Here is a 14,677-nt window from a genome sequence, read left to right on the forward strand (position 1 = left end):
TTTTGATAACATTGTGATATCATTTTACTATCACATTAAAGCTATGAATGAAAAAGAATTACGTTCGATGTCAGGCTTTTTGCTGTTCGCGATTGGTTTGATCATGTTGTTTGGGGGATTTGGTTTTTCAATTTATGAAGGCCGTCCTAATATTGGCATTTTGGTTTCTATTATCGGATTTATTATTCTGATCGGACTTACCGTTATTAACCCGAATGAAGCAGTGGTGACAACATTTTTTGGCGATTACATGGGAACGATGAAACAAAGCGGTTTGCGCTGGGTGAATCCGTTATTTCGTAGAAAAAAGATCAGTCTGCGGGCGAGAAACCTGAATGGCCAGAAATTAAAGGTTAACGACAAGCTCGGTAACCCGATAGAAATTGCCGCGGTGGTTGTGTGGCGTGTAGGAGATACGGCCAAAGCATCTTTCGAAGTCGATGATTATACCAAATATGTGGAAATCCAGTCAGAAGCAGCCGTGCGGCATTTGGCAGGTGTTTATGCTTATGATACGATGGAAGCTGAGGAAGTGGAAGTGCCGGAATTTACATTACGTGATGGAAGCGGAAAAATTAATGAAATGCTTGAAGCTGAGCTGACTGAGCGGCTGAGTAGGGCTGGAGTGGACGTGCTCGAAGCACGAATCAGTCACCTTGCCTATGCGCCTGAGATTGCAGGAGCAATGCTGCAGCGTCAGCAGGCCTCTGCGGTGGTGGCGGCGCGGCGTCAGATTGTGAATGGTGCTGTTGGCATGGTGGATATGGCGCTGGCAATGCTATCTGAAAAAGGGATTGTCAACCTGGATGAAGAACGAAAAGCCGCCATGGTTTGTAACCTGTTGGTCGTTTTATGTGGTGAAAAATCAGTTACACCTGTGTTGAACGCCGGAACTTTGTATCCTTGATATGGCAGAAAAAAAAGCGTTCGTTCTACGGATCAATCCTGAAATGCTCAAAGAATTAGAAGCCTGGGCGCAGCAGGATTTCAGAAGTTTGAACGGACAAATTGAATTTTTACTTAGCGAATCGCTGAAAAAGCAGCGGCGCTCGAAAATAAAGGATACAAAACCAGATCCTAAGGAAAAACACGATTAAAAATAAACAGGCGATTTTTGGTAACTCATCTTTACCAAAAATTGCCTGTTATTATGCTATTATGATCTGTGTATGGGATTTGCGTTTCAAAGTGTTAAAATTGCATTAGCAATTGTTTGTATAAATATTAATTCATATCCATTTTCAGATGAAGCATTTGATCAAAGCACTAGTCTTTGTTATTATTTCTTCTCCTTTATTTGCTCAAATACCTGATAATTTCCAGTGGCTGAATGACGGCAGTGGTTACAGAGATGTGGCAGAAGGAGAAATTGTAGAAATAAAATTACCCGCACAACAGCCAAAAATTATTGTTTCAAAACAGCAGCTTACGCCAAAAGGAGCCGGCGAAGCTTTGGCAGTACGCAGTTATTCATTTAATCAGGCCGGTAATAAAGTATTGATTTATACCAATTCGAAAAGAGTTTGGCGTTACGATACCAAAGGTGACTACTGGGTTTTGGATCTGACTTCAAACACGTTAAAACAACTTGGAACAGGTCGTCCGGAATCTTCGCTGATGTTTGCAAAATTTTCTCCCGATGGAAAAAAAGTGGCTTATGTAAGCCAGCATAATATTTTTTCGGAAGACCTTCAAACAGGTCAGATCAAACAAATTACCATTGATGGAACGGACCGTGTTATCAATGGGACCTTTGACTGGGTTTACGAAGAGGAATTCGATTGCCGTGATGGTTTTCGGTGGAGTCCGGATAGCAAAACTATTGCTTACTGGCAGCTTGACGCCAGGAAAGTTCGCAATTTCCTGATGATTAATACAACGGATTCCATTTATTCCCATACGATCCCGGTTGAATACCCGAAAGTTGGACAAACGCCTTCCCCTTATAAAATCGGTGTTGTGGATGTTGTTTCTGCCAAAACCAAATGGATGAATATCCCGGGCGATCCGCAGAATACTTATGTGCCTCGTATGGAATGGGCAGGAAGCGCAAATGAACTTGTTATTCAACAATTGAACAGGAAACAAAATGTCAGTTTGCTGATGTATATCAATGCTAAAACGGGTGTTTCAAAATCATTTTATTCGGAAACAGATGAAGCATGGATTGATATCAAAAGTCGCTGGGAAAGTAGTCCTGCCGGTTGGGATTGGCTTAGTGATGGAAAAGAATTTGTGTGGGTGAGCGAAAAAGATGGCTGGAGACATGCTTATCGCGTAAGCAGGGACGGGAAAAAGGAAACGTTGATCACGACAGGAAAATATGATTTGATCAGTCCGGTTCTAATTGATGAAAAAAGTAATTCTTACTATTTCACAGCCTCGCCGGAAAATGCAACCCAGGAATATTTGTATCGCGCGCCGCTAGACGGAAAAGGTGAAGCGCAGAGACTATCGCCAGCCGATCAGTCAGGCACACACGGTTATGAGATTTCTCCTTTGGCCAAATATGCGACACATCGTTTTTCCAATGCACGTATGCCAACGATGATGGAATGGATTACCCTTCCTGACCATAAATCGATTGACCCGAATAATTCGATCAGTCAGACGATGATGCGTATTAGACCAGCTAGTATCGACATTGAATTTTTCAAAATCAAAACAGCCGAAGGTGTTGAGGTTGATGGCTGGATGGTGAAACCAAATAATTTTGATCCGGCGAAAAAGTATCCGATCGTGTTTTCAGTTTATGGAGAACCTGCTTCGAGTACCGTTCATGACAGTTATGGAACGGGAAGAAACAGACTTTATGCCGGGAACATGCAGCAGGACGGATATATTTATGCATCCGTGGATAATAGAGGTACGCCGTCGCCGAAAGGTCGCGCGTGGCGCAAAGCGATTTACCGCAATATCGGAATAGTCAATATTAATGATCTGGCTGGTGCTGCAACTTCCATGTTTAAGCAATATGCATTCATTGATACCAGCCGCGTGGCTGTGCACGGATGGAGCGGTGGAGGTTCTTCCACATTGAATCTTTTGTTTAAATACCCTAAAATTTTCAAAACGGGTATCGCTGTTGCTGCCGTAGGTAATCAGCTAACCTATGACAATATCTACCAGGAACGTTACATGGGACTACCTCAGGAAAATCGTGAAGATTTTGTGAAAGGATCGCCGATTACGAACGCGAAAAATCTGGAAGGAAATTTGTTATACATCCACGGAACGGGCGACGATAATGTTCATTATCAGAACGCAGAAATGCTGGTCAATGAATTGATCAAATATAACAAGCAGTTTCAGTTCATGGCTTATCCAAACCGCTCCCACGGGATTTACGAGGGCGAGGGAACGTCATTGCATTTGAAAACTTTGTTTACTGAATATCTGAAGAAGAATTGTCCTCCGGGCGCGAGGTAAAATAGAAATCCCGGATCATGCACGATCCGGGATTTTTTAAAATAATGAAAGCGGGTTTATGGTCAGAAATTCCTGCCATCGTAACCCTGTATCTCCGATAAGATAGATTTTTTTAGGATTAAACTTTTTCTGGAAAGCAGACATTCCGGAGGAAGATTGTTTAGCACCAATTTTAATTTCCAGACCGATAATCTGATTTTTGTATTGTAAAACAAAATCTACTTCCTGATCACGATCCCGCCAATAGTAGACCTTGAACTGCTCTGAGAAGGCCTTATTTAACAAATGCGCGCCGATTGCTGATTCAACAATCCTTCCCCATTCCGCAGGATTTGATTTAATTTCTGAGAAAGTTTCCTGACGCTGTGCACTGATCAATGCTGTGTTATGAACCTGAAACTTGGGACTTGAAGATCTTTTTCTTACAATATCTGCTGAATATTTTTCAAACCCCGCCAACAGTCCTGCGGTATCCAATAAGTGAAGATAATGAGAAAGGGTCGTCGTATTGCCTGCATCCTGCAATTGTCCCATTATTTTAGTAAATGACAGAATCTGGCCCGAATAAAGGCAACCGAGTTCAAATAATACCTTCATTAATGCAGGTTTCGCAACGCGTGATAACATCAAGATATCTTTTGAAATACTGGTTTCAATAAGGGAGTTGCTGACATAAGCTTTCCATCTTGCTTCGTTTTTTATCAAATCTGCTGAGCCGGGATATCCGCCAAACCAGGCATATTCCTCAGGGCTCCACCCAAATGTGGAATGCATCTCATCGAAAGACCAGTGTCCCATATAGGTTGTTTCAAATCTACCGGCAAGCGATTCTGTTAATCCTTCTTGCAGAAGCAATCTTGAAGAACCCAAAAGTATTAATTTGATATTTGTTTTTTCACGCGTATCAGTGTCCCAGAGAAGTTTGACTTTTTCACTCCAATTGGTAACCTTTTGAATTTCGTCTATAATAAGCAGAAACTCTTTTTCCGGGGAATTATTTAATCTCAGACGGGCAATCTCCCATTGCTGTTGAAGCCAAAGGGAATCGGAAATGGGTAAAGAGTCTGCTGAAACAAAGTGATAATTCACCTTTGTTTTTTCAACCAGTTGCGTTACCAATGTCGTTTTTCCAACTTGACGCGGGCCCATAATGACCTGAATGAACCGACGTTGTTCATTTAATCGTTCGCTAAGTTGCTTTAAATGAGATCGTTCGTACATAATTTACAATTTACTCAATGCAATGAGTAAATTTAATCGATCCATTGAGTAAATTGTAAATCCTGATACTTTATTTACCATAAAGTTTCTTGGCTGCCGCCTCGTACTTATCTCCAGCAATCCATTGTGGAGCTGTTTTCCGGTCAGCGACAAGTCTTACGGTGTAAGTATAGGCCTGGCAAAATTTTAATAAATAGCCAAAGTCAACCGTTTCAGGGTTATCCGAAACCTGGTGATAATTTTTCATAATATCACCATTAAATTCTTTGAAACCGGGCGTAAATGTTGGTGCAGGAATTCCTTCTTTTGCAAAATTAACATTATCAGAACGGTCAAATAGTCCTTGTTCCGGCGATGGATCAGCAAAAACACCCAATCCGAAAGCTTTGCTGGCTGTTTCAATTTCAGTTTTTACGCCGGTACGGTTTAATCCCATAACAGAAACAATTGTGGTATCGTTATAGCCCGCGCCATCAGAATTCAGGTTGAGAATACACTTGTTCAATGGAAGTAAAGGATGTGCCGCATAATAACGACTTCCCAAAAGTCCTACCTCTTCGGCGGTTAAGGCTACGATCAATACCGACCGCTTCGGTGGATTTTTGGCAAGGGCTTCTGCTGCTGTCAAAAGTGCAACAGTTCCGAAAGCATTATCTCGTGCTCCGTTGAAAATACTGTCTTCGGACGTAAAAGGTTGTCCGCCTTGCTTTCCAACACCGACATGGTCATAATGTGCAGTCAGCAGGACATATTCATCTTTTAAAACAGGATCAGAACCTTTGATATAACCGGCAACATTGTAGCTGTTTACCAACTGACTTTTGCGGCCTGAACTCTTAAAAGTTACATTTTGTGCACCGCGAAGTGCTCGTGTAATCTTTGCTTCCTTTCCATTTACCCAGGCATGAGGAATTGATTTCAAATCACTTTTTGAATCTGCCAGAGCAATGCGTTCACCTGCAAAATAGCGGTTAACCATATTCCAGGGCATTGGTGCATTAAATAATTCTATAATGGCAATTGCTCCTTTTTCTGCTGCTATTTTTCTTTTTTCTGCCGAAGAAGCGATGATTTCCGAAGGCGTCTGCACGTCCGGAGTTCCGCTTTGCAACAGGACAATTTTACCTTTCACATCCAGTCCTTTATAATCATCCCATCCTTTTGTAGAATTTTCAAGACCATAACTAGCGTAAACCAGAGGAGCAGTCAGGTCGGTTGTTTCTCCATTCATCAAAATCCAGTCTTCCCCGCTTTTTAAATTTTCAGCATCAGCAATAATTTCTCCGGCACCATTGGATCCAATTTTTTCAAAAGGAACATTTTGGTAATAACCAGAAGTGCCGGAAGCCGTATTTCCAGGAACGGGAACAACGCCTGATTTTCTAAATTGTTCAGCGATATACCGGGCAGCTACAAAATTTCCCTGCTCGCCCGTACGTCTTCCCATAAGCTCATCGCCAGCCAAAAAACGGATATGTGCCTCTGTTTCTGACTGTTTGATGTTGAATTCTGGCGGAAGAGCGGCTTTCTTTTGGGCGAATGCCGAGACATTAAATAGTAGTGATGTAGAAATTAGCAGGAGAGTTGATTTTTTCATTGAAGTTTAGTTTTTTCAAGGTATTTGTTTTTGTAAATTAAAACACCGGCTCTGTCGATGTGTTCAGACAGCTCCTTATTATTTATTGAATGATAGTTGAGAACATCGAAATAATAAGGCATCATGGTTTCTTCATTCAAATAGTCTGAAATATCCATGATTAAATTAAAAGATACATTTTCTCCTTTAATTGCAATATCTACGTCGCTGCCATTTTTATAATTTCCTTTGGCGCGACTTCCAAAAATATATGCCTCTCCAATACCGGGATAGGATGCCAGAACTTGATTTATAGCCAGAATATCGGATTCACTAAGGCCAAACATATCAAAGCATTAATTTAAGTTTAGTATAAATTTCCTGAATCAGTGGATAATAAACTAATCTAATTTCGTCAGCTACTTGATCTGCCATCTTTTCATCATAGGTATGTGCAGTCAGATTTCTGTTTTGAAGTGCCTGTATCCACAAATGACCGTCTGTGATTAACCCAACCTGAAATGCTTTTTTGATCGTATCACGCGGTGATCGCAATTCAAAAAAGCCTTGGTCTTCAAGATAATCTTTTAGTACATTCCATGACAGCTCAAAGCTGATCTCAAAAAACTGGATCAGTCCTGCCTTTTGAATAATATCAGGATTTTCAATTTTTATTGCCAATTCCAGAAAGCTAAGTGATTTTTCTAAATTCTGAAATCGCTGTTTCCAACGTACATCCTGTTCATCCATAGTTGACGATATTATGCTAAATGATGCAACAACTGTAATTTGCAACAGTTCTCCCGTAAAATAAGCAAATGAAAAAGGGTAAGCAAGAATATCCTTCCGCTTACCCTCTTTTGTTAGATATTCTATAAAGGTAACTACCTCTTATTCAGTATCACAGCTGCCTCCTTCGCAAAATAAGTCAGGATACATTTCGCGCCAGCCCGACGAATACTCATCAAAACTTCCATCATCGCACGGTCGCCGTCCAGCCAGCCATTTAGGGAGGCTGCTTTGATCATTGCATATTCCCCGGAAACATTATACGCTGCAATCGGGATATCAAAATTTTCATCAAGTTGGCGAATGATATCGAGATAGGATAACGCAGGCTTAACCATTAGCATATCAGCACCTTCTGCAAAATCCAATTGTGCTTCCAGCAAAGCTTCACGGGTGTTGGCTGGATTCATCTGGTAAGTTTTTTTATCACCAAATTTTGGGGCAGATTCCAGTGCATCGCGGAAAGGACCATAAAATGCGCTGGCATATTTCGCGGAATAAGACATGATACTGACATTCGAATGTCCTTCACGGTCCAGCGTATCACGCAGATAACCGATACGGCCATCCATCATATCGCTTGGGCCAAGAATGTCGGCACCTGCTTTCGCTTGCGCCAAAGCCATTTTTCCTAAAATCTCAATGGTTGCGTCGTTAACAATTTCGCCATTTTCAACCAGGCCGTCGTGACCGTCAGAACTGTATGGATCCATCGCGATGTCGGTCATAATGACCAGCTCAGGAAATTTTTCCTTGATTGCCGTGATGGCCTTTAAATAAAATGTGTCTTCCTTATAACTTTCAGAAGCATATTTATCTTTTTTGGCTTCGGCATAATTCGGGAAAATATCAATGGCACGGATTCCCAGATCAGTTACTTCTTTTAGTTCTTCAAGAATTGTATCAAGAGAAAAACGGTACATGCCAGGCATTGATTTAATCTCAACTTTCTGGTTGGTGCCTTCCTGGATAAACATTGGAAAAATAAAATCCGAAACCTGAAGTGTGGTTTCCTGGACCAAATCCCGGATTGCAGAGGATTTTCGGTTACGTCTTGGGCGACGGGTTAAATAGATCATTTTATACGGGCGGTCAGCTATGGGCGATCAGCTTTCGCTTATCGCTTTTTTAGTAAATAATTTCTTACACAGAAAACCGCGGAGAAATAATTTGAGTTTCACACCAGTAATTTTTCTGCCCTATCCTACCATTAATTTAAAACCCTCTCCGTGTAAATTCATGATCTGGATATTGGGATCTTCTTTGAAATGTTTCCGGAGTTTGGTGATATAAACGTCCATACTGCGCGCATTAAAATAAGAATCGTCTCCCCAGATTGTTTTCAGTGCATAACTGCGACTGATCGGCTGGTTAAGGTTCTGGCAAAAAAGTTTGAGTAATTCGGACTCTTTGCTGGTCAGTTTTGTATTTTTTTCGTCAGCAGATAATTGATGGTGACTATAATCAAAAGTATAATTGCCAACTTGAAATACTGCGCTTTCCTCGGGCAGATCCGATTGTTTTCGATATCTTCTCAGTATTGCTTCAATGCGCAGGATAAGTTCTTCACGGTCAAAAGGTTTTGTTACATAATCATCCGCACCAACCCGGAATCCCTGCATGGTATCTTCCTTCATCGATTTGGCAGTCAGGAAAATAATCGGAACATCACGGCCACTCATTCGTACCTCTTTTGCTAGTGAAAAACCATCTTTTTTTGGCATCATTACGTCAAAAATGCAGAGATCATATTGATTGTCAACAAAAGATTGCCAGCCCTTCTGACCGTCCGTGGCGAGGTCTGTCGAAAATCCCTTATCGATCAGATATTCCTGAAGTAGTAATCCTAAATTAGCGTCGTCTTCAACAAGTAAGAGGTTGGGCATTTTTTCCTGGCTAAAATTATTAATTGTTTATTGCTTCCTTGCTTGTCTTAATTGGAATGCAGTATAAAACTAGCGAACTTTCGGAGTAAAGAAACCTTCAAAAATCATAATATATGTTAAAAATTATTGTGTGGATCGTTGCCATACTGGCCTTGCTCGTCATCGTGTATTTTGTTGGTCCGAAAGTAACTGCCACAGTGCCAGACCCTGCACTTCCTCAGGTAAGCCAAAATCTGCCACAACTTGAACAGGAAATCAATGCATCTGAGGCTGCGATAAAAGACATGAAAAGAGATAATCAGGCCAGAATAGTTTGGGCGGATACCTCTAAAAAAGAAAAAACACCATACAGTATTGTCTACATACACGGCTTTGGAGCCAGTTGGGCTGAGGGCGAGCCCATTCATAGAAATCTTGCCAAACGATATGGGGCGAATCTATATCTGGCGCGTATGCACGATGCGGGCATCAGTGATTCCAACGCTTTTGACGATCTTACATCTGAAAATTTTATCGCAGGAGCAAAACGTGCTTTGTCAATCGGTAAAGCCATAGGCGATAGTGTGATTATAGTCGGCACTTCCGCAGGCGGGCTGCTGACTGTTTATCTGGCCTCAACAAATCCTGAAATCAAAGGTATCGTACTTTATTCTCCGTGTATGGCCGTAGCCTCGCCGGCGCTGAAACTGATTACAGGCCCATGGGGAAAACAAATTTTGCATGGAATTATGGGCGACCGCCGCAAGTCAGCGGACACAATTCCTGACCGCGCTAATTTCTGGCTGCAAAGTTATCATACCAACGGACTCATGGCGCTTCAGCAAACGATTGATGCAGTGGCCAAGCCGGAAGTCTACGAAAAGATTAAAATGCCTGTTTTTCTGGCTTATTATTACAAAAATGAAGAAGAGCAGGATAAGGTTGTTTCTGTAAAAGCAATGCTGGATATGTTTTCGAAACTTGGAACACCGCCCAACCTTAAAGTTGAGAAGGCATTTCCAAATAGCGGTGATCACGTAATTGGTTCGTACATCCGCTCAAAGGATGTGGAGGGAGTTTACAAGGCCACGGAGCAGTTTCTTGAAGAAAAATTATTATTAAAACCAGTAGAATCAGTTAAATAATAACCTTGACTGCTACAATCCCAATGCTTTCTATTATAAAAGATTGTGGTTTAAGCAGTCAAAATTTTGTTACTTTGTCGGCCAAAAAGGGCGTTAACTCGTAATTAACAATAAAAAAATCATGGCATACGGTTTATTAAAAGGAAAAAGAGGGATAATATCCGGAGCACTGGATGAAAATTCAATTGCCTGGAAAGTTGCGCTGAAAGCAAAAGAGGAAGGAGCTATATTCACTTTAACAAATGCACCTATCGCAATGCGTATGGGCGCAATCAATGAATTGGCGAAAGTTTGTGATGCGCAAATTATTCCTGCGGATGCCACTTCTGTTGAGGATATTGAAAAATTATATACCGAGTCGATCGATGTATTGGGCGGAAAAGTAGATTTTGTTTTGCACTCGATTGGCATGAGCGCAAACATTCGTAAGGGAAAACCATATGGCGACCTGAACTATGATTATTACTTAAAAAGTCTTGATGTTTCATCACTTTCTCTGCACAAATTTTTACAAGTTGCAGAGAAAATGGATGCCATCAACGAGTGGGGTTCTGTTGTTGCTTTATCTTATATCGCAGCACAGCGCACATATCCTTTCTATACGGATATGGCAGAAGCGAAGGCGATGCTTGAAAGTATTGCGCGCAGCTTCGGTTACCGTTATGGAAAAGCTAAAAATGTGCGTGTTAATACGATTTCTCAGTCTCCTACCAAAACGACGGCAGGTTCAGGAATTGGTGGATTTGATGCTTTTTATGAGTTTGCAGAAAAGATGAGTCCGTTGGGAAATGCTACGGCTGATGATTGTGCGAATTATACAATTTCGCTATTCTCTGACCTGACACGTATGGTGACAATGCAGAATTTGTTCCATGACGGAGGTTATTCTTCAACCGGTATTTCGGAAGAACTGGTTCAAATGATTCAGAATCAAAACAAAGCTTAAAACTGATTTTAAGGCTGTTTTTTCATAATTAATTGAAAAATCCCTCCAAAACTGACCGTTCTGGAGGGATTTTTGTGAGTCGATAAAATAATTAAACCGTCCATCCCGTTTGGCGTTGTATGGTTATGGCGAACTGAGTAATTTCGTTCGTAAATCTAATGCCATGAATACGCTTATTAATCAAAAGTCTCCTATGCAACGTTTGTTCAAAATCAAATATGCAGTGCTTTCAGGGCTTGTTTTCTTATTGGCTGCCTGCGGTGGTGAAAAAGAAAAAGCAGAGGCAACTCCTGATACTCCGGTCTACACGTTGGTATTTTTAGATAAAACTCAAAGTGTAAATGTAAACCGGGCTTATGTCAATGAAAAGTATCGGCAAACGCTTACAGACATCATGGAGACCAACATGAAAAATAAAGGCGATAAGCTGGAAGTTTACTATATACATGAAAATACTTCAAAAGCACGTGCTTTGTCTCTAATGATCCGTAGCGAAAAAGAGATCAATGACGGCGCGAATGCAACAGACCGTGAGGCTATTGAAACAGCATTTCAGCTTTCTTTACAGCGTGAGAAAGGTATTTTTTTAAGACAATTATTATTAAAGTTAAATCAGCAAAATACAGGTTCTTCCAATCAGTCAACGGACATTTGGGCAAGTTTACCTGTCATCGCGAAAGCCGGCGAAAGCGGTGCGCAAGTCAGCGTGTACTATTTCAGTGATATGATCGAAAGTGTCAAAGGCGCAGATCGCCGCGATTTCCATAAGCAACCACCAGTTTCGGATGCAGAAGCCGAAGAGGAAGCAAAATCCGACGTCAAGAAGCTGGCAAAATATGCAATCGGTTCGCCTCAGATTACCATCGTTTCGCCCTTTGAAGCAACAGCTTCGTCAAAAGAAAATAATCCACATGTAACGCATTATTGGCAAACACTTTTTCAGGAATTGGGTGGGGTAAGTGTTGATGAGTTGTAACAACATAAACTACTAAGACACTCGCATGAGACTTGTAAATTATGTTATATGGACGATTTGGTTACTAACTTCTTCTTCTACACCACAAGTTCACCAGGAATATGACCGTCTTATCATTGGTGACTGGACATTTGTTAAAGTAGAACTAAAAAATGAATCACCTGCGGATTCAATTGAAATACCACCTTTAAAAGTGGGATCTAAACCCGGTTATACATTTAGTGAATCTGGTTTTTGCGAAAATAAACTTGGGTATTTCACCAACGATAACCGGGAAAACACTCAGTTTTTGGGTACTGAGACGAAATATCGTATCGAAGGCAACCGATTGTTAATCTTTGATCTGGCAAATAATGTATGGGATCGGTATGTAGTTCTAGAGCTGGATAGTAAAGTTTTAAAACTTACATTAAATGATTCAGCCAATGTAATTTATGAAAAGAGTAATTACAAGTTGGCTCCACAAGTTCCATTTGATCAAATAGTTGTTTCCTCCTCAGGTTGCCTTGGAAGCTGTCCAATAAATAATGTAATGGTATCAAAAAGTGGCGAAGTGATCATTCATAATGAGCATCATACAAAAAACAATGGATTATATTCTTCTAAAATGTCTTCAAAACAATTTCGGGACCTTGAACTAAAATTCAGGAAGGCTAACTTGAAAAAGTTGGAAGACAAATATGAGGCAAGTTGGACTGATGACAACGAAATAACGATTTCGCTAATAAAAAACGGGAGAATTTACAGAACGATAAGTGATTATGGATATCAGGCTCCAACGGAACTCTATTGGGCCTATTTTCCCATAACCTTAATTGATCAAAAACTGACTCTCAATGATTTAACTAGCCGGGACAGATTTTACATTCAAAAAATTTCTTCATTTGAGAAGGGTAATAAGTTGATCTGGCTTGCTAAATCAGAAAGCTTTTACCTGGCAAATCTGTTACGTACTGCAAATTCTGTTAATAAGAAAGTTGTTGAGAAATACACTTTACATGCCTACGGAGAGCAAGGGTCAATAAAGGCTACGACGGATGGACGATATTACAAAATCAAGTCCGAGGATGGCAAGTATGTGACGCTGGATCTTGGATACAACTTTTTGCAGCAGAATGATTTATTGGTCAGACTTTCCGCTAAGCTGGACTATGAGAAATAAATACAATTTGCTTCAAAAGCCGATCATCGCCTTCAAACTGTCAGTCTAATCAAAAATCATTAAATCGGGAATTGAAATTATGCCAGAGATTTAAAATCTTAAAACGCATTTATTAATTCGTAATTAAACTTTTGTATTATTGTAATTGATAGCAGAATTCGCATTTCCTCCGGGTTTGCATAACGTATAGTATTAATACGGTAAGGTCTGTTATTAAGACTGTAATATCCATTATACACACTATCATTATGAAAACAAAGTCCTTTTCCTTCATTTTATCTGCCGAATGCTGTTTTCCCATTGCAGCAGCCGGTCAGCAAGTAAATTTTCCCGTCTGTATCTATCAGCAACAAAACGGGTAATTTCTCTTACGTAATCTTATTAAAAATCTACCGTGACCTGTAAATGGGTCATGATCAAATCTTTATATAGATGGGACAAATCTCCTCGCATGGTAAAAATGCGTTTGGGCAAACAGGCAGGTTACAAGAGCTTGATGCACTACGCGGTCTGGCTGCTTTGAGCGTCGTGCTTTTTCATTATACCCACAACCAGCCACACATCGACTCCAATTTCGCATTTTCGTACGGTATCACCGGTGTAGATCTGTTTTTTATGATCAGCGGATTTACGATCAGCCTCAGCATGACTAAAATTAGTCATTGGAAAAGTTTTGTCGTTTATCGCTTCGGCAGGCTTTATCCGGCATTCTGGATGTGTGTGCTTATCACCTCTGCCTTTGTTTTAATATACGACTTTCAACACTTTAAACTTTCTGATGTCCTGATCAATATGACCATGGTTCCGGCCTATTTCGGAGTCGAGGATCTGGATGGTTCCTACTGGACTTTGGCAGTAGAGCTGGTATTTTATCTTTGGATTCTCTGTATTTACATGGCCGGTAAAATTAAGGATATTGAACTGTCCGGAATGCTTACGCTGATGGTAATATTAGCCTTTCATTTTTTTCGGCCATTTTATCCAGCGCTGTATACGTTGGTCGTTACCAAAATTCAGCTGATTAACCACTTCCCACTGTTTTTTTCTGGTATTCTTTTCTACCAGTTTTCGTGCCGGGGTTTTTCCATGGAAAATCTCTTGCTGATGTTTATATCGATTTTTGCTGCATTTTATCTGCACGACAAAGGCGGAAGAGCCATGTACCTTATTTCATATCAGGAGCATTTGCTGATCATCCTTTTTTATCATGTCGTATTCGCGCTGCTGATTTATGGGAAAATGAAATTTTTGGCAAAGCCCCAGCTGGTTTTTTTAGGGACAATTTCTTACAGCCTCTACCTCTTGCATCAGTATATGGGGCGCAAAATCATTGACTCTCTGTTGACGTATACCCACGCCAATAGTTACTTTGTAATTGCTCTGGTAGTTTTACTCAATATTTTGCTTGCATACGTCGTAACAAGATTCGTCGAAATTCCGGCAAATACTTACATCCGGAATGGTTATAAAACAGCAGTCCAGCAATCTTCCATCAAAACTTTACACCCATTTGAAATCGAGCGGAAATTTCAAAACCACTCGCACCAACAAACCTGATAGCGTCGCCA

14 protein-coding genes are annotated in these 14,677 nt (G+C 40.6%); 8 read left to right on the forward strand and 6 right to left on the reverse strand.

The features are described 5' to 3' along the window. The first annotated feature begins 43 nt into the window (after nucleotides 1-43). From L0657_RS14405 to L0657_RS14415, 3 genes are all read left to right on the forward strand, one after another. Complete coding sequence (locus tag L0657_RS14405) at nucleotides 44-907, forward strand: SPFH domain-containing protein (RefSeq protein WP_235151504.1); 864 nt, start codon at nucleotides 44-46, stop codon at nucleotides 905-907. Between the two features lies 1 nt (nucleotide 908). Next, the gene (locus L0657_RS14410) at nucleotides 909-1,097 is read left to right on the forward strand and encodes an Arc family DNA-binding protein (protein WP_235151505.1); all 189 of its coding nucleotides are present in this window, start codon (nucleotides 909-911) and stop codon (nucleotides 1,095-1,097) included. A 148-nt stretch (nucleotides 1,098-1,245) separates the two neighbouring features. Beyond that, nucleotides 1,246-3,429: a DPP IV N-terminal domain-containing protein gene (locus L0657_RS14415; protein WP_235151506.1), complete on the forward strand. Its 2,184-nt coding sequence runs from the start codon at nucleotides 1,246-1,248 to the stop codon at nucleotides 3,427-3,429. Between the two features lie 36 nt (nucleotides 3,430-3,465). Here L0657_RS14415 and L0657_RS14420 read toward each other — a convergent pair whose 3' ends face one another. The 6 genes from L0657_RS14420 to L0657_RS14445 form a co-directional block, all read right to left on the reverse strand. Continuing rightward, on the reverse strand, nucleotides 3,466-4,650 hold the full coding sequence (locus L0657_RS14420) for an ATP-binding protein (RefSeq protein ID WP_235151507.1): 1,185 nt from the start codon (nucleotides 4,648-4,650) through the stop codon (nucleotides 3,466-3,468). 70 nt (nucleotides 4,651-4,720) lie between these two features. Beyond that, nucleotides 4,721-6,247: a M20/M25/M40 family metallo-hydrolase gene (locus tag L0657_RS14425; RefSeq protein WP_235151508.1), complete on the reverse strand. Its 1,527-nt coding sequence runs from the start codon at nucleotides 6,245-6,247 to the stop codon at nucleotides 4,721-4,723. Then, entirely contained in the window at nucleotides 6,244-6,573 is a 330-nt protein-coding gene (locus L0657_RS14430) for a nucleotidyltransferase family protein (protein ID WP_235151509.1), read from the reverse strand. The genes L0657_RS14425 and L0657_RS14430 overlap by 4 nt, the downstream gene beginning before the upstream one ends. A gap of 1 nt (nucleotide 6,574) precedes the next feature. Further along, nucleotides 6,575-6,976, reverse strand: coding sequence for a nucleotidyltransferase substrate binding protein (locus L0657_RS14435; protein ID WP_235151510.1), 402 nt, complete (start codon nucleotides 6,974-6,976; stop codon nucleotides 6,575-6,577). 134 nt (nucleotides 6,977-7,110) lie between these two features. Then, nucleotides 7,111-8,094, reverse strand: a complete 984-nt coding sequence (gene hemB / locus L0657_RS14440; protein ID WP_235151511.1) for a porphobilinogen synthase — start codon at nucleotides 8,092-8,094, stop codon at nucleotides 7,111-7,113. A 120-nt stretch (nucleotides 8,095-8,214) separates the two neighbouring features. Continuing rightward, a complete protein-coding gene (locus tag L0657_RS14445; RefSeq protein ID WP_235151512.1) occupies nucleotides 8,215-8,901 on the reverse strand; it encodes a response regulator transcription factor in 687 nt (228 codons plus the stop codon). A gap of 113 nt (nucleotides 8,902-9,014) precedes the next feature. On the opposite strand from L0657_RS14445, the gene L0657_RS14450 reads away from it, so the two are divergent. The 5 genes from L0657_RS14450 to L0657_RS14470 all read left to right on the forward strand — a co-directional run bounded on the left by L0657_RS14450 (nucleotide 9,015) and on the right by L0657_RS14470 (nucleotide 14,666). Beyond that, a complete protein-coding gene (locus L0657_RS14450; protein WP_235151513.1) occupies nucleotides 9,015-10,025 on the forward strand; it encodes a carboxylesterase in 1,011 nt (336 codons plus the stop codon). 121 nt (nucleotides 10,026-10,146) lie between these two features. Then, nucleotides 10,147-10,971 carry an enoyl-ACP reductase gene (locus L0657_RS14455; RefSeq protein WP_235151514.1) on the forward strand — a complete coding sequence of 275 codons (825 nt, stop codon included), beginning with the start codon at nucleotides 10,147-10,149 and terminating at the stop codon, nucleotides 10,969-10,971. 193 nt (nucleotides 10,972-11,164) lie between these two features. After that, the gene (locus L0657_RS14460) at nucleotides 11,165-11,947 is read left to right on the forward strand and encodes a hypothetical protein (protein ID WP_235151984.1); all 783 of its coding nucleotides are present in this window, start codon (nucleotides 11,165-11,167) and stop codon (nucleotides 11,945-11,947) included. Nucleotides 11,948-11,972: 25 nt separating this feature from the next. Beyond that, nucleotides 11,973-13,109: a DUF6438 domain-containing protein gene (locus L0657_RS14465; RefSeq protein WP_235151515.1), complete on the forward strand. Its 1,137-nt coding sequence runs from the start codon at nucleotides 11,973-11,975 to the stop codon at nucleotides 13,107-13,109. A gap of 432 nt (nucleotides 13,110-13,541) precedes the next feature. After that, on the forward strand, nucleotides 13,542-14,666 hold the full coding sequence (locus L0657_RS14470; RefSeq protein WP_235151516.1) for an acyltransferase: 1,125 nt from the start codon (nucleotides 13,542-13,544) through the stop codon (nucleotides 14,664-14,666). The last annotated feature ends 11 nt before the right edge of the window (nucleotides 14,667-14,677 follow it).

The organism is Dyadobacter sp. CY345, from assembly GCF_021502725.1.
Classification (GTDB): domain Bacteria; phylum Bacteroidota; class Bacteroidia; order Cytophagales; family Spirosomataceae; genus Dyadobacter.